The following is a 16,351-nucleotide window of genomic DNA, read 5'->3' as shown; positions in this document are numbered from 1 at the left end:
GCAATGCGGCCATTTGTGCTGAATCGCGGGCGGTGAACAACCGGCACCGTCGCCCCGGCGGGTCGGACCCGGGCTGGGCAACGGCGCCTAAGCCGCGGGCACCTGTGACTTCGGCTTCGAGGTCTGCAGCCCCTGCCGGCAGGGGCTGCAGAAGCGGGCCCCTGTTCGCGGCTTTCGTCCCCGGAGACCTTCTTTGCATTACCCAAAAAGTGAGCCCTGCTGACCAGCGTCTTTGAGAGGAGCTGTTGAGCAAACGGACATACGTTGAGGTCCTGACCAGTTGCGCACCCTGCCCTCGCGGGCAGCGGAACGCACTGCCCTTAGACTGCTCCCATGCCTATCATTCCCGATGTCAAGGATTGGACCTGGGTCCTGCAGCGGCCCTGCCCGGAGTGCGGTTTCGATGCGTCAGCGGCGACCCCCGCAACAGTGCCGGGGATCGTGGCGAGCATGCTCCCCCGCTGGCGGGTCGCGCTGCGGCGCCCGGATGCGGCGGCCCGCCCCGGCCCGGACACGTGGTCGGCGCTCGAGTACGCCTGCCACGTCCGGGACGTCTTCAGCCTGTTCGACCACCGGCTGAACCTGATGCTGGCCGAGGAGGATGCCCGGTTCCTGGACTGGGACCAGGACGCGACCGCCGTCGAGAAGGACTACGCCAACGCCGATCCCGCCGAGGTCAGCGCGGGACTCACCGCGGAAGGCGAGCAGATCGCCGCGTCCTTCAGCCGGGTTCCGGAGGATCAGTGGGGCCGGACAGGTACCCGCAGCAACGGCTCGGAATTCACCGTCCTGACGTTCTCGCAGTACTTCCTGCACGATGTCGTCCATCACCTCCACGATGTGGATGGCTAGCGTGGGGACCCGTGGCTAGAGCTCCTTGTCCCAGGCCATGCTGGTGTTGACTGCGGCATAGCCCATGGCGGCGTAGAGGGCCAGGGCTCCGGTGGGGTTCTCGGAGTCGACGTCGAGCGAGGCCATGTCCATACCCGCCGCGGCGAAGCGGTGCATCGCATCCGCCAGCAGGGCCCGGGCCAATCCGTGGCCCCGGAACTCCCGCCGCACGCCCAGAAGGTCCGTATAGCCCTCCGTGAAACCCCGCGAGGCTGCGATGACCGGGTCGTGGCTGGCGAGCTGGTACCCGGCCACCTTGCCGGTGGCCCGCTCCAGGACCACCGCACTCAGGTCAGGCCGCGCCAGAGGATCGTGAACGACAAGACCCCAGCCCTCCTCATCCCGGGGCTCGCTGCCCCAGTGGTCCTGGAAGGCGTCGTTGTGCGCCAGCCGCACGGGCCCGCGCAGCTCGGGGCCGAAGCCCACAAGTTCGAACCTATCGTCCAGCACCACCTCCGGGAGTCCAGCCCTAAGCGGCCGGTGCATCTCGTGGTAATACCGCACGATCCGGTAACCGGCGCTTCCGAACAGCGCCGCCTGGTGGGTGTGCTGCTGTTCCGAGTGGAGCCGCAGCCTGGGCGTGGTTGCTGCCCTCCCATCCCCGGCAAACCGCAACCGGGCCCTGCCCTCCATCCAGCCCAGCAGCCCGCGGCCGATCCCTTTCCGCTGCCAGCCTGGATCAACGCAGCCGTACCCCACCGCTTTGTCCCCGTCCGGGTTCTTCGTGATCCGGGCATAGGCCCGGGCCACACCCTCAACGTCGGTGCCGAGGACAGTGTTCGTGGCGGCCGGGTTCTTCTGCGATCCAAGAACCTGTTCCAGATCGGCGCGGCACTCGAACCAGACGGGCCGTTCGACGGCGGCGGTGCGGGCGATGAGCGCCGCCCAGCCTTCAAGGTCCGCATCCGCGGCAGCACGCCACGAAAGGCGGGGATCCAGGCTGGTGTGGGGCTCGGCGCGTCCGTTCATGGCAACAGGCTAGCTTCCGGCCTAGCCCCGTGCCAGCAGGGCTGGCCGATTGGGCCCCGACGCCGGGGTGGAACGTCCCGCCGCCAGGTCCAGGTCCAGCCGGTCGTCCTCCGCCGCAATGTCCTCCGGATTGTGCGTTACGAGGACCACTGTCCGGTTGCGCAGCCCGTGCCGGAGCTCGGCCAGCATCGCCTCACCGGACTCCGCATCCAAATGGGCCGTGGGTTCGTCGAGCAGAATCACGTCGGCTCCGGTCAGGAGGGTGCGGGCGACGGCGAGACGCTGCCGCTCACCGCCGCTGAGGAAGGCCCCGCCGGGTCCAATCCGGGTGTCCAGGCCGTGTTCCAGCCGGCCAATCAGCGGTCCGAGGCCCACCGCGGACAGGGCGTCCGCCAGCCCGGGGTCCGATGATTCGCCGCGCCGGTCGTCCGGAAGCCCCAGCAGCAGGTTGCCGCGGATGGTCGAGTCAAAGAGGTGGGCCTCCTGCGGACACCAGGCGGCCCGCCCGCTGAGCCCGATGTGGCCGCCCGCCGCGGGGAGGAACCCGAGGACGACGGCGAGCAGGGTGGACTTTCCGGAACCCGAGGTCCCGGTGACGGCGAGCCAGCGCCCGGGTTCGGCGGTGGCGGTCACACCGGTGAAGACCTCGGGGCCGCCGGGCCAAGCGGCCGCGAGGTTCCTGAGTTCGATCCCGGGCTTACCCCCGGCCCGGCCGGCCACGGGGACCAGGCCGCTGGAGGCAGCCGCTGCGCCGGCGTCGAGGACGCCGGCTTCCCCGATGCGATCCAGGACCGCACGCAGCGCCGGGTACTGGCGGACCGCCGTCGTGATGGCCGCGTAGGGCTCGACGAGCGCGAGCTGGAGCAGCACAACAACCGCAACCGTTGAGGCCTCGGCCGCTCCGCTGCTGACCAGCGGCGCGGCCAGCACGGCGCTGGCCAGGGCAGCGGTCCCGCAGGCCAGTACCGTCAGCCCCTGGCCGAGACCCTCGGCCCACGCGGACCGCTGGGAAGCGGCCGTCGCGGAGCGGTCGGCGCGGATGATGGCGGCGAGTACGGGTGCGGCGACGTGGTTGGCGTGGAGGTCGGCGCGGGCGTCAAGGGCTGCTGCCACCTGGCGGAGGACGCCGGAGCGCAGCCGCTGTTCGGTGCCGGCGGACATCCGGTCCGCCGCGAGTGCCAGGGCCGGGGCGGCCACCAGGCTCAGCAGGGCAGCAGCAACGACGGCGGGGAGTGCTGCCGGCAACAGCAAGGCGATCCCGGTGACGGCGCCGGCTGCGACGGCCACGGCGGTCAGCGGCGGCAGAACCACACGGGGCAACAATTCACGGACGGTGTCGACGTCATCCACCACGGTGCCCAGGACGTTGCCGCCCTGCAGCAGCCGGCGCAGGGACAGGGCCCGCCGGCTCAGCGATTCCCAGAGCCGGCCGCGGAGCCGGGTCAGGGCAGCGAACACGGCGTCGTGCAGCAGCAGCCGTTCAAGGTAGCGCAGCGCGGCCCGGCCGATACCGAAGAAGCGCACGCCCACGATCGCAGTGAGCAGGTAGAGGATGGGCGGCTGCTCGCTGGCACGGATGATCAGCCAGCCGGAGAGCCCGGAGAGGGCGACGGCGAAAAGGGCCGCCAGGGTGCCAACAACTCCGGCTGCGGCGAATTTGGGCCCTACCGGCTGGAGCAGCCGCCGGAGCCGGGCTGCCGTTGAAGGCCGAGCGGGCTCTGCCGGCTGTGGTCGCGTTGGCCGGGTCTGTACGCGCCGGATCTGTACGGGCCGGATTTGGGAGCCGTCGGCCAGGTGGGGCGCAGCAGTTCCCGGCCGGGTCGTCGCGGCAAGGCCGGCGACAGTTGCAGTCCGGCCTACGGGCGCAGGCACTGTACCCGCGGCCAGCGCCCCACCCGGCGCCACGGCGCCCGGAGCCACAGCCACGAGCTGGTCGGCTAGCTCCCGGGTTTGCCGGTCGTGGGCCACCAGCAGAACCGTGACCTTTCCGCGGAGTCCGGCGATGGCGGTACTGACCGCGGTGGCTGAGTTCCGGTCGAGGTGGGCGGTGGGCTCATCGAGCAACAGTACCGTCGCGCCGGCTTCGATCCGGGCCAGGCCGCGGGCGAGGGCTACCCGGCGCAGCTCCCCCGGGCTGAGTTCTGCCGGGTGCTTGGCTGCGAGGTGCTCCGCGGCGCAGGCAGCCAGGCAGCGCAGGGCCGCCGCGTCGCCGGGGGCTGCTGGGGCACTGCCGGCTGCGGCGCCCAGATAGAGCCGGACCTCCGCCAGCACGGTCGGGGCGACCATCACCGGATGCTGCGGCACCCAGGCCAGGTCCGCCGTCGTAAACCCCCCGAGCCGTCCGGTCACCGTGGCTTCCTGACCCGGGCCGCCGCCGTCCCCGACCGTCCCGGCCAGCACGCCGAGCACGGTGCTTTTGCCGGCACCGCTGGGACCGTCGAGGGCGGTGATCCGCCCGGCGGCTGCTGTGAAGCTGAGCGGTCCGACAACGGCATCCGCCCGGCCGCCGTAACGCACCGTCAGTGCGGAGACCTGCAGGGCGGGAGGAGGCGCGGCTCCCGCGCCAGGTGTGGACGCAGTGCCAGCACCGGCCTCGGGCCGCAACGGCGTGGGCTCGTGCGCCTGGAGGACGGTGGTGGTCTCGGCGAGCGCGGCACGGCCGTCGTCGCTGGCGTGGTGCGCGGTGCCGAGTTCGCGCAGCGGCAGATAACAGTCGGGGGCCAGGATCAGGGCCAATAGTCCTGCCTCCAGTGCCATGTCGCCGTGGACGAGCCGGACGCCGATGAACACCGCGACGACGGCCACGGAGATGGTGGCGATGAGTTCCAGCGCGAGTGCGGAAAGGAAGGCCGTCCGCAAGGTCCCCATGGTCCGGTGGCGGTATTCCTCGGAGAGGTCCTCAAGGGCCTTGCGCTGGGCGCTGGCACGGCCCAACCCCACGAGGACGGGCAGGCCTTTGGCGAGTTCGAGCATGTGGCCCGAGAGCCGGGCCAGGGCCGACTGGGCTTCCCGGACCCGGTCATCGGTGTAGCGGCCGATCAGGATCATGAAGATCGGCACCAGCGGCACGGTCAGGACGATGACGACGGCGCTGATCCAGTCGGCGGACAGAATGCGCGCACCCAGGAGCAACGGAATGGCTGCGCAGTTCACCAGGGCAGGCAGGAACTGGGTGTAGTAATTGTCCAAGGCATCCAGGCCACGGGTTGCCAGGATGGCGAGGCCGCCGTCGGCGGGTCCGGCGGAGCGGGCGCCGCCGCGCAGTGCCCGCTCGAGCAGCTGCGAGCGCAGTTCCTCTTTCACGCCCAGCGCGGCCCGGCGGGATGCGACTGCCTGCGCCCAGACTGTCAGCGCGCGGAGCGCCACCCCGGCCACGCCCCAGTACAGTTGGGCATCCCATGCCGGGATGCCGCCCATCAGTCCGGCCAGCATGGACGCCACGGCCTGCCCGATCAGCACGAGGGACAGCGCCTTGAGGGCAGCGAGCAAGCCCAGCAGGTACAGGGCCGCGCGGTTGCCGGGGCCGGTAGGAAACTGCGGTCTCATCAGATGTCAGTCCTTGGGCGCCAGGGCTTTGGCGGCGATGGCGGGCAGGAAGCTGTGGGCCTCCGGGATATGCGCGTCGCTGACCCGGCGCCGGAACACCCAGTACGTCCACGCCTGGTAGACGAGCACCAGCGGCAGCCCGATACAGGCAACGACGGTCATCAGACCGAGGGTGTAGTCCGAGGATGAGGCGTTGGAGATCGTGAGGTTGAAATCAGGGTTCAGCGTGGACGGGAGCACCACGGGGAAGGCCGCGCCGAAAATCGAAGCGCTGCCCAGAAGCAGGAAGGCGCCCAGGGACAGGAACGCACGGCCTTCGGCACCCTTCCGGGCGGAGTTCCACGCCAGGACAGCTGCCGCCACGGCGGCGACGACGGCCAGCACCGTCCACAAAGCGCCGCTGAGCACCTGCAGGCTCACGGCCCAGCCGGCGATCGGCAGCAGCAGCACGGGCAACAGCCGGACGAACCACCGGCGTGCACGGTGCCGGATGTCGCCGTCGGTCTTCAGCGCAAGGAACGCGAGGCCATGGAGCAGGGAGAACCCCACGACGGCGAGACCGCCCAGGACAGCGTAGGCGCTGAACCAAGCGAACGGGCCGCCCTCCCGGTCACCGTTGGCGTTGACCGGCAGCCCCGTGGTGGTCAGCGCGAGGGCGGCTCCAACGCCGAAGGCCGCCACGAAGGAGCCCAGCGAGATCGCCCAGTCCCAGCGCGCACGCCACACGGGGTCATCCACCTTGCCGCGGTACTCAAAAGCCACGGCGCGGAAGATCAAGGCCACGAGGACCAGCAGCAGCGGCAGGTAGAGGGCGGAAAACAGGGATGCGTACCAGAGCGGGAAGGCCGCGAAGGTGGCGCCTCCAGCGGTCAGGAGCCACACCTCGTTGCCGTCCCAGACCGGGCCGACGGTGTTGAGCAGTACCCGGCGTTCGGTGTTGTTCCGGGCGAAGCCCTTCATCAGCATTCCGACGCCGAGGTCGAAGCCCTCGAGAAAGAGATAGCCCGTCCACAGCACCGCGATGGCGATGAACCAGATGGTGGGAAGCAGTTCCATGCTGAGTATCCTCTGCGTTTTTTGGGGGGCTCGGGCTTAGTAGGCGAACGCCAGGACGTCCTCGGAGTCCCCGGGTTTGCCGGGACCACCGTCTTTGGGGGTGGCGTCCTCGTTCTCGTCGACGGCGGCGTGGACCAGCTCCGGCATGGCCCCGGCCACTCCGCCGCGGATGTACTTGACCAGGAGCCTGACCTCGACCACCAGCAGCACCGCGTAGACGGCGGTGAGCACCACCAGGGAGGTCAGGAGCTCACCGGCCGAGACACCCGGCGAGACGGCCGCGGCGGTGAACATAAAGACCTGGTCTACCCCGCTGAGATCGGGGTTGGGAGCGACGACGAACGGTTGCCGGCCCATTTCGGTGAAGATCCAGCCGGCGGCATTCGCGCCAAACGGTGCGAGGATGCCGAAGACGGCCAGCCGCATGAGGCCACGGGATGCGGGGACGGTCCCCTTGCGGGTGACCCACAGGGCGGCCAGCGCGGCCATTGCCGCTACTGCGCCGAACCCGATCATCATCCGGAAGCCCCAGTAGGTGACTTCCATGACTGGAACGTACTGAATTTCCCGCCCGGCGCGGTCCCCGTAGATCGGGTTGTCCGGCAGGTGGGTGCCGTAGTCGGCCTTGTACTGCTCCAGCAGGCTGTTGACGCCCTTGACCTCGGTGGTGAAGTCCCCTTTGGCCAGGAAGGACAGGATGCCGGGGACCTCAATGACGGCAACAACGTCGTCGCAGTTCTTGGAGCCGACGTTGCCCACGCTCAGGATGGAGAACCCGGTGCCGTCGTGGCATGCCGCCTCCGCGGCGGCCATCTTCATGGGCTGTTGTTCGAACATGAGTTTGCCCTGCAGGTCCCCGGTGATGGCGGTACCGGCGAAGGAGATCATGGCAACGACAGCACCGATCCGCAGGGAACGGATCCACACGGCGTGGTCGGTGCGGTCACGGCCGGGAACCGTTGACTCACCGGGAACCACGCTGCCGTCCGGCCCGATGGTGTCGATCCCGTCGTGGCGGCGGCGCCACAGGTGGTACCAGGCAATGCCCAGCAGGAAAGCGCCGGCGACGGCGAGGGCACCGAAGAGGGTGTGCGGGACGGCCACGAGGGCGGTGTTGTTGGTGAAGACGGCCCAGGCATCGGTCATGACCGGGCGGCCGCTGATCATCTCAACACCCACCGGGTGCTGCATCCAACTGTTAGCCACGATGATGAAATAGGCAGAGAAGACGGATCCGATCACGGCGATCCACAGGCAAGCCAGATGGACGGCCGGCTTGAGTTGCTTCCAGCCGAAAATCCACAGGCCGAGGAACGTCGACTCCACAAAAAATGCCAGCAAGGCCTCCATGGCCAGCGGGGCGCCGAACACGTCGCCCACGAAGCGGCTGTACTCGCTCCAGGCCATACCGAACTGGAATTCCTGGACGATGCCGGTGGCAACGCCCATGATGAAGTTGATCAGGAAGAGCTTGCCCCAGAATTTGGTCATCCGGAGGTACTCCGGCTTTCCGGTGCGGTGCCACATCGTCTGGATGACGGCCACCACAAGACCCAGTCCGATCGTGAGCGGCACCATCATGAAGTGGTAGACCGTGGTGATGCCGAATTGCCAGCGTGCGATTTCCAAGGCGTCCAAGGCAGTCCCTAACGTTGCTGGGCGAGCAATTTCTACGTCCCGTAGAAAGCTTCTTCTACAGAGTGTAGAACATTTTGACGACCGCTTGCGCCGGACCGCGGCCGCACCTCATGCCGCGCCCAAGGCAGAAGGCGGGGCACCCTATGATCAATCGCCGGGGCTGCGAACGGCACGCAGCCGGCAGGTCATTGCCTGGGCAACGTCCCGACCCTGTTGCCACCGTTCCGGTAAAGAACGAGTGCAGACCCCTCCACCTTGGCGGTGTCTGCCAGCGACAGCCACGGGTCGACGCCGCTGCAGGCCATGGAAGTAGCCGCGATGGGGCCGAAGGTAAAGACATCCCCCGCCATGGAACCCTTGCCGGACAGACGGTTGCAGCCGTCGGTTCCCTGGAAGGAGCCGTCATCGGCGATGGTGAGGTTGGGCTGGCCGTTGGCCGTTTGTCCCCAGGCTCCGGTAAATGAAGCCGACGCCGGGCCCGAACACCCGATGAGAGCTGCCACCGCCAGGCCGGCAGCCAGCGTCGCAACGCGCAGAAGGCAACGTCGAGGCAAACGTCCCATGCCGACATGGTAGCCCCGCGGGAACGCCGGACGGAAGCGTCACGGGGCGCCGGCAACACGCCGGTCCGGCTACTTCTACCTCATGTAGAAACTATCGGCAAAACGCGGTAAATTTAGGAGAGAAGTATTCATAGACCGCGCAGCAGAGTTGATCGGCCGCAGCGGCACATACGAAGGAAGTACGCGATGGCGAGTCTCGGTGAACTGGAACGGGCAGTGATGGACCTGCTCTGGGCAGGCCATGAGGCTGCAACAGCAAACACCCTCCGCGACCTGCTCGCGCAGAGTACCCGCACCGAGAACGGCACCGCCGGCTACGCGGGCAAGGATCTGGCAGTCACCACCGTGCTGACCGTGCTTTCCCGTTTGGAGCGCAAGGGCCTCGTGGAGCGGGAACGCGGTACCCGCCCGCACCGCTACAAGGCAGTCTCCAGCCGTGAGGACCACACTGCTGAGCTGATGCATGAGGTTCTGGGCTCTGCGCCGGACCGTGAGGCAGTTCTGGCCCGTTTCATTGGTTCCGTCACCGATACCGAGGCAGAAACGCTGCGCAAGCTGCTGCGACTCAGCTAGCGCCCCATGTTCTGGACCTCATGGTTTTTGGCGGTCCTGGCGGTAGCGCTTGCCTGGCCTGTACCTGTTCTGTTGTCGCGGGCCCAGTGGCCCTCCCGCTCTCCGTTCACAGCCATGGTGCTGTGGCAAACGATCGCCCTCGCCGGCGGGCTGTCCATGATCGGCGCCATGCTGGTCTACGGACTGGAGCCGCTCGGGGACAACCTGCTGGCGGGGTTGAAAGCGCTGGCCGCAATGGTCCTGCATAATGCGCCAACCACCGCGCTGGGTTTCTGGCATATCTTTGCCCTCTCAGCCGCGGCCCTCTTGACGGCCCACCTGGTTTTTACCCTGCTTTTGACCTACTACAGGATTCAGCGCCAGCGGCGGCGGCACCGCGAACTGTTGGCCCTGCTTGCGTCCCCCTCCGCGGATGGCCCGCGGACCATGGTGATCAACGTCGATTCCCCCGTCGCGTATTGCCTGCCGGGAGGCGCCCGCTCGGTCACCGTCCTCTCCGACGGGCTCATGGCCGCGCTGGAACCCGCCGAGCTCCGCGCGGTCTTGAACCACGAGAACGCCCACCTGGACCAGCGCCATCACCTCCTGCTCTGGGCCTTCGCGGCGTGGCGGCAGGCGCTTCCGTGGCTGCCCACCACCCGGCTGGCGCAGGAGGCGGTCAGCTCGCTGATTGAAATGCTGGCCGACGACGTCGCGCTGAAGACCGGGAGCAGGGCCACCCTGATCAAAGCGATCGCGATTGTTGCCAGCGGCTCCAACGGCGCCCGGGGCACCAGGATGGCCTTCGGAGAACCGGAATTTCCCGACGTCGGACCCGGCCAGCCCGGGGCCACCGGAGGCGCCGGCTCAGCGCGGACCACGGCGTCCCGGGTCAGCCGCCTGCTCTCTCCCCCGCGTCCGCTGCCGGAACCCGTGCGGGCAACGGTGTTGGCGGCATGCCTGCTGTTGCTCTCGGTCCCGACCGCCTTGCTGATCGTCCCCGGCCTGCTGGGCTGAGCCCGCGTGGTTCCGCCGCGGCCTCACCCACCCGCCTCCGTCAGGCGTCGATGCGTTCCCGGTCCAGGCTCGCCGCGCCGGCGATGATGAAGTCCTTGCGCGGTGCGACGTCCGATCCCATCAGCAGGTCGAAGGTTTCCTCGGCCTGTTTGGCGTTTTCAATGCCGACCTTGCGCAGGGTGCGGTGCCGCGGGTCCATGGTGGTCTCGGCCAGTTGCTCGGCGTCCATTTCGCCAAGGCCTTTGTACCGCTGGATCGGTTCCTTGTACCGCTTGCCGTCCTTGGCGAGGCGGTTCAGCAGGGTGTGCAGTTCCGCTTCGGAATACGTATAGATCATCTCGTTGGCCTTCTGCCCGGCGTTGATGACCTCCACGCGGTGCAGTGGCGGAACGGCGGCGAAGACGCGTCCCTGCTCGATCATGGGCCGCATGTAACGGAAGAACAGGGTCAGCAGGAGCGTGCGGATGTGGGCGCCGTCGACGTCGGCGTCGGTCATCAGGATGACCTTGCCGTACCGGGCGGCGCCGATGTCGAAGCTGCGGCCGGAGCCCGCGCCCACCACCTGGATGAGGGCCGCACATTCGGCGTTGGAGAGCATGTCGCCCACCGAGGCCTTCTGCACGTTGAGGATCTTCCCGCGGATGGGCAGCAGCGCCTGGAAGTCCGAGGAACGGGCCAATTTGGCGGTTCCCAGCGCCGAGTCACCCTCGACGATGAACAGTTCGGAGCGGGCGACGTCGTCCGTGCGGCAGTCGGCGAGCTTGGTGGGCATCGAGGACGTCTCCAGGGCGTTTTTACGCCGTTGGGTTTCTTTATGGACGCGCGCGGAGATGCGCGACTTCATTTCGCTGACGATCTTTTCCAACAGCAGCGCGGATTGGGCTTTGTCGTTGCGGTTCGCTGAGGTCAGCTTGGCGTTGATCTCGCGCTCCACCACCTTGGCGACGATGGCCCGCACGGCGGAGGTGCCCAGGATTTCCTTCGTTTGGCCTTCGAACTGCGGCTCGGCGAGGCGGACCGTCAGGACGGCGGTGAGTCCGGCGAAGATGTCGTCCTTTTCGATCTTGTCATTGCCGGCTTTGAGCTTCCGGGCGTTGGTTTCCACAGCCTTGCGGAATGTTTTCAGCAGCGCCTGCTCGAAGCCCGCCTGGTGCGTGCCGCCTTTGGGGGTGGAAATGATGTTCACGAAGGTGCGCACGGTGCTGTCGTAGCCGATGCCCCAGCGGAGGGCGACGTCCACCTCGCAGTCCCGTTCGACCTCGGTGAGCTGGCTGTGGCCCTGACCGTCAATTACCGGAACGGTTTCTTTGAACTTCCCGGCGCCGTGGAGCCGCCAAATATCCGTGACGGCAGGGTCGGCGGCGAGGTAGTCAACGAACTCGGAGATGCCGCCGTCGTGATGGAACACTTCCTCGTGCGGGCCGGATTCGCCGGGGGTGCCGGGGAGCTTGCGCTCATCCCGGACGGTGAGCTTCAGGCCCGGGACCAGGAAGGAGGTCTGGCGGGCGCGGGCGGCCAGCTCATCGTAGGAGAATTTTGCGTCGGGAGTGAAGATCTGCCGGTCCGCCCAGTAACGGATCCGTGTGCCCGTGACGCCGCGTTTGGCTTTGCCGATGACGTCCAGAACGGAACCGTCGACGAACGGGCCGAAGACCGAAGCGGGATCGGGCCGGGTGCCGGTGTCCTTAAAGCGGCCGGGCTCGCCTCGGCGGAAGGACATTTTGTAGGTTTTTCCGCCGCGGTCCACTTCCACGTCCAGCCGGGCGGACAGGGCATTGACCACGGACGCGCCGACGCCATGAAGGCCGCCGGACGCGGTGTAGGAGCCGCCGCCGAACTTGCCTCCGGCGTGGAGCTTGGTGAAGACGACCTCGACGCCGCTCAGTCCCGTTTTCGGTTCGATGTCCACCGGGACGCCGCGCCCGTCGTCGTGGATCTCCACCGAATTGTCCGCGTGCAGGATGATTTTGATGTCGTGGCCAAAGCCGGCGAGGGCCTCGTCGACGGAGTTGTCGATGATTTCCCACAGGCAGTGCATGAGACCACGGGAGTCCGTGGAACCGATGTACATGCCCGGGCGCTTCCGGACGGCTTCGAGGCCTTCCAGCACGGAGAGATGCCGGGCTGTGTAATCAGAACTTGGTGCCACGGGGCGAAAACTCCTTCAGGAACGGAACCGTCCTATCGGACGGGGAATGCTTTTTGACGCTCTTCCCAGCCTAGTCCGAGTGCCCGCATCCGCACTGCTGCCACCCCCGCACGGCCGGAAGCCTCTGGTGACGTTACCGAGACGTGATACGCGTACAGCGAAAGTAAGCCATCCGAGCCATGGTTTCGCCGCGAATGCTGGTTATATAGGTATATCGATCTACCAAGGAGGCCGAACATGACAACAGCAGTTGCGGACCGCACACTTACCACCGTCGACCGGTGCGATCGTTGCGGGGCACAGGCGTATGTCCGGGTTGTTCTCGGCGCCTCCGGGGGTGAGCTTCTCTTCTGCGGCCACCACGCCCGCGCGGTGGAACCGACGCTACGGCCACTCAGCTCAGACTGGCACGACGAGACCGGCCGGCTTCACGAGAAGCCGACGGTTCCGGTCGAATAGACCAGACAAGGAAAGCCCCTCCGGAGATCCGGAGGGGCTTTTCCGCTTTAACGAACATCGTGGATGCCCCGCCGTGGACGCACCAAGCCGGACCTGTCCGAAGCCTGGTCGCGGCGTTAACGAACAACGCGGGGCCCCATCCGGCCCATTCCCCGAGGTGAATGGGCGGGACTGGACCCCGCGTTGGCCGTTTTGGCTAGTCCAGGTAATCCCGGAGGACCTGGGACCGCGACGGGTGCCGCAGCTTGGACATGGTCTTTGATTCGATTTGGCGGATCCGCTCACGGGTGACCCCGTAAACCTTGCCGATTTCGTCTAACGTCTTCGGCTGTCCGTCGGTCAAACCGAAACGCATCGCGACCACGCCGGCCTCGCGCTCGGAAAGGGTATCCAGCACCGAGTGCAGCTGTTCCTGCAGCAGGGTGAAGCTCACTGCATCCGCCGGAACCACGGCCTCGGAGTCCTCGATGAGGTCACCGAACTCCGAATCGCCGTCTTCGCCCAGCGGGGTGTGCAGTGAGATCGGTTCGCGGCCGTACTTCTGGACTTCAACGACCTTCTCGGGCGTCATGTCCAGTTCGAGGGCCAGCTCCTCCGGGGTGGGTTCGCGGCCAAGGTCCTGCAGCATCTGGCGTTGCACGCGCGCCAGCTTGTTGATGACTTCCACCATGTGCACCGGGATGCGGATGGTGCGGGCCTGGTCGGCCATGGCACGGGTGATGGCCTGGCGGATCCACCAGGTGGCGTAGGTGGAGAACTTGAAGCCCTTGGTGTAGTCGAACTTCTCCACCGCGCGGATCAAGCCGAGGTTGCCTTCCTGGATCAGGTCCAGGAAGAGCATGCCGCGGCCGGTGTAGCGCTTGGCCAGGGAGACCACGAGGCGGAGGTTGGCCTCCAGCAGGTGGTTCTTGGCGCGCTTGCCATCGTGGATGACGAATTCGAGCTCGCGCTTGAGCTTCGGATCCATGGTTCCGTCGTCGGCGTTGATCTTTTCCTCGGCGAAGAGGCCTGCTTCGATGCGCAGGGCGAGGTCAACTTCCTGCTCAGCGTTCAGCAGGGCGACCTTGCCGATCTGCTTCAGGTAGTCCTTGACGGGGTCGGCGGTGGCGCCAGCCGACATGACCTGCTGCACAGGAGCGTCGTCGTCGTCGGCATCGGAGTAGACGAAGCCGGAGCCGGTAGCAGCTGCTGCCTTGGCCGGGATCTCCTCACCGTCCTCACCGAGCTCGACGGCTCCGACGACGGCGTCGTCGAGGTCTACCTCGGCTTCTTCGTCGTCATCGCCGTTGGCTTTGCCGGCGGCCTGCGCCGCGGCTTTAGCGCCGGGCTTGGGCCCGCGCTTCTTTGGCTCAGGCTTGGCGACTGCCGACGCGGTGCTGTCACCATCGGCCAAGGCGGCGTCTTTGACAGCCTTATTGGCGGCTCGCGTGGCGGCGCGCTTGGCGCTCGTCGCCGCCTTCTTCTCCTCAGGGGACAATACGGCCTGGTCGGCGGGTTCCTTCTTCGCGGAAGACGGGGTCACAGAAAACCTTTCTAGCGGCGGTCTGTGGAATCACCATACGGGCAACACCACTATGACCCTGTCAAGTCCGTGTTTCACATCAGGTGCAATCACGACCAGCAGAGCCACTAAGTAGAACTCCTGGGGCGACCGAAATGTTCCCTGTTTCCAAGGTTCACTGCGAGCACTCAATACACGGACCCAACCGGGTCTCGGGAATCATTGTCTCACGATTTTTGAAACCGTCACCGCCGCGCGGCGCGGCCGTGCCGTCCCCGGCCGGGGCGGCCGCTGCTGTAGACGCCGCCCTCCGCCGCGGCACAGTGCCCGCCTGCCGGTCCTGCCTGGCAATCGTGTCACCGGTACCGCCCTCCGGCCCTGTACGTGATCGCCCCCGGCCCTGTACGTGATCGCCCCGGCCCTGTACGTGATCACCCCCCGGCCCTGTCCCGGGTCCTGCCACCCGTCCCCTCCGCTGGTCGAACCCCTGGATGTCCCTTCCGCGCGGCGCTGATCAAATCCGCGGCCACCCCCTCCGTAGGCTCCTGCCGTCAGGCTACGTCCGGATCAAACCGCTGCCAGGCTGTCTCGCTCCGGCGCGCCCAGCCGCAGAGATTCCCGCGACGGACGAGTTCCTCCAGGAGCTCCGCAAGCCGGTAGCCGGGACATTCCGCCTCCGCCTGCCTGAACAGTTCGTGGGCAAACGATCCTTTCCCCCGGCACCATTCAATCCAGCCCCGCCCGGTCAGTGCTGCCGCTCCCGCCTCGCCGCCGGTCTCACCCAGCTGCACCAGCACCCGTTCCAGGCCCGCCAGCCGGCTCCAGTCCGGCACCGGAGGCGCCAGGCCCAGCAAGACCTCGCCGTAGCCGGCCACATCCTGCCGTTTCAGGCCGGACCGGTTCATGCCGCGGGAGTCTTTGCCTTTCCCGCCACCGGCGGAGGCCCCGCTCCCTGCACCCCTGCTTCCTCCGCGTGGCGTTCCGCAGCTTGCTCGTGCGCCGCTGCCAGCGCCGCTGCCGGGGCTGCCCTCCCTGGCTCCGCCCCGGCCCGGACGCGGGAACCCTTCCAGCGGCGGGAGTGCCGCAGGTGGGCGGACGGCCGGCGGGAAACCGCGGCGCGGACCATCGCTTCCGCGCCCCTGGTCTGCGCCGGAGAGCACCCCGAAGTCCTCGGCGCCGCGCTCTGCCGATTCCCGCCCTGCCGCGGTCATCACCAGTACCGCGTCGCGCCAGGGCAGAACACACAGGGACGCCCGGAGGTAGCCGGCGAGCGCCGGAGTCAGCACCGGGCCCGGCGCCGGAGCCTGCAGCACCCGTGACCACACGTCCAACACCTGGTGGAACTGCGCCCTGTCCCTCGTGCGGACGGAGAACTGCGCCGCCCAATTTCCCTGGGCGGCGGTCACCGCCGGATCCGGCGTTGACCGCGGAACGATCCGGGCGGCGCCGGGGGCAGCCCCGACAGTGCTCCCGCGAAAGACCATCTCGGCGTTGAGCCGGCTGTTCCTGATTTCTTCCACCGGCCGCCCGGGCGGGGCGCAGCACGACGGGTCAAGGCAATAGGCATTGCGCCAGTAGTCGGCGCCGATCAGCCAGGCGTCACGCACCGGCATGCCGGCGTCGGCGAGCGCGCTCTCAAGCTCGGCCAGGAACGGCGCCCAGGGCGCCGGGTCCCCGTCGGTCTCCGTGAAAAGGGCGAGCAGGGAGCCGTCCGCTTTATCGTCGGCTTCGAGATAAGACGCCACGGAACGGGCATAGCCTGCGGGTCCGGCAGCACCGGACCGGCCGGGGCCGCCGGTGTTGCCGGGAAGGTCCACGCGGAGGGTTGCTCCCAGCCGTTTTCCTTGCATGGTCATGGCCACAAGGCTGCGGGCAGGCCAATAGCCCAGGGAATGCGGAATGAACCCCAGGATGTCCTCCGGGCCGGTGATTTTCAGGTGATCGGGAGCTGTCATGAAGCCAGCGTCCCGCGCCGCGCCGGCCCGCATCAGTGCCAGGCTGTCCTATGTG

General features: G+C 67.7%; 12 protein-coding genes. 4 read left to right on the top strand and 8 right to left on the bottom strand.

Annotation, left to right across the window (positions count from 1 at the left end):
• The first annotated feature begins 333 nt into the window (after window positions 1-333).
• Window positions 334-852: a DinB family protein gene (locus tag RCH15_RS13695; protein ID WP_326961218.1), complete on the top strand. Its 519-nt coding sequence runs from the start codon at window positions 334-336 to the stop codon at window positions 850-852.
• 15 nt (window positions 853-867) lie between these two features.
• Here RCH15_RS13695 and RCH15_RS13690 read toward each other — a convergent pair whose 3' ends face one another.
• The 5 genes from RCH15_RS13690 to RCH15_RS13670 form a co-directional block, all read right to left on the bottom strand.
• Entirely contained in the window at window positions 868-1,860 is a 993-nt protein-coding gene (locus RCH15_RS13690) for a GNAT family N-acetyltransferase (protein WP_326961217.1), read from the bottom strand.
• A 21-nt stretch (window positions 1,861-1,881) separates the two neighbouring features.
• Window positions 1,882-5,406 (bottom strand): thiol reductant ABC exporter subunit CydD, encoded by a 3,525-nt coding sequence (gene cydD / locus RCH15_RS13685; protein ID WP_326961216.1) that lies wholly within the window; start codon window positions 5,404-5,406, stop codon window positions 1,882-1,884.
• 6 nt (window positions 5,407-5,412) lie between these two features.
• Window positions 5,413-6,462, bottom strand: coding sequence for a cytochrome d ubiquinol oxidase subunit II (gene cydB, locus RCH15_RS13680; RefSeq protein WP_326961215.1), 1,050 nt, complete (start codon window positions 6,460-6,462; stop codon window positions 5,413-5,415).
• A 36-nt stretch (window positions 6,463-6,498) separates the two neighbouring features.
• Complete coding sequence (locus RCH15_RS13675; RefSeq protein WP_326961214.1) at window positions 6,499-8,100, bottom strand: cytochrome ubiquinol oxidase subunit I; 1,602 nt, start codon at window positions 8,098-8,100, stop codon at window positions 6,499-6,501.
• A 185-nt stretch (window positions 8,101-8,285) separates the two neighbouring features.
• On the bottom strand, window positions 8,286-8,663 hold the full coding sequence (locus RCH15_RS13670) for an META domain-containing protein (protein WP_326961213.1): 378 nt from the start codon (window positions 8,661-8,663) through the stop codon (window positions 8,286-8,288).
• A gap of 186 nt (window positions 8,664-8,849) precedes the next feature.
• Here RCH15_RS13670 and RCH15_RS13665 point away from each other — a divergent pair, with 186 nt between their 5' ends.
• Window positions 8,850-9,236 (top strand): BlaI/MecI/CopY family transcriptional regulator, encoded by a 387-nt coding sequence (locus RCH15_RS13665; protein WP_326961212.1) that lies wholly within the window; start codon window positions 8,850-8,852, stop codon window positions 9,234-9,236.
• A gap of 6 nt (window positions 9,237-9,242) precedes the next feature.
• Window positions 9,243-10,232: a M56 family metallopeptidase gene (locus RCH15_RS13660; protein WP_326961211.1), complete on the top strand. Its 990-nt coding sequence runs from the start codon at window positions 9,243-9,245 to the stop codon at window positions 10,230-10,232.
• A gap of 40 nt (window positions 10,233-10,272) precedes the next feature.
• Here RCH15_RS13660 and RCH15_RS13655 read toward each other — a convergent pair whose 3' ends face one another.
• A complete protein-coding gene (locus RCH15_RS13655; RefSeq protein WP_326961210.1) occupies window positions 10,273-12,381 on the bottom strand; it encodes a DNA gyrase/topoisomerase IV subunit B in 2,109 nt (702 codons plus the stop codon).
• A 237-nt stretch (window positions 12,382-12,618) separates the two neighbouring features.
• Here RCH15_RS13655 and RCH15_RS13650 point away from each other — a divergent pair, with 237 nt between their 5' ends.
• Complete coding sequence (locus RCH15_RS13650) at window positions 12,619-12,840, top strand: DUF7455 domain-containing protein (protein WP_326961209.1); 222 nt, start codon at window positions 12,619-12,621, stop codon at window positions 12,838-12,840.
• Window positions 12,841-13,036: 196 nt separating this feature from the next.
• On the opposite strand, the gene RCH15_RS13645 is transcribed toward RCH15_RS13650, so the two are convergent.
• Entirely contained in the window at window positions 13,037-14,362 is a 1,326-nt protein-coding gene (locus RCH15_RS13645; protein ID WP_326961208.1) for an RNA polymerase sigma factor, read from the bottom strand.
• Between the two features lie 530 nt (window positions 14,363-14,892).
• Entirely contained in the window at window positions 14,893-16,296 is a 1,404-nt protein-coding gene (locus tag RCH15_RS13640; RefSeq protein WP_326961207.1) for a DUF4192 family protein, read from the bottom strand.
• Window positions 16,297-16,351: the final 55 nt, after the last annotated feature.

Source organism: Arthrobacter sp. MP_M4 (genome assembly GCF_035984855.1).
Taxonomy (GTDB): domain Bacteria; phylum Actinomycetota; class Actinomycetes; order Actinomycetales; family Micrococcaceae; genus Arthrobacter.
The sequence above is the reverse complement of the archived record's forward strand: the minus strand, read 5'-3'. Positions and strand labels throughout refer to the sequence as shown.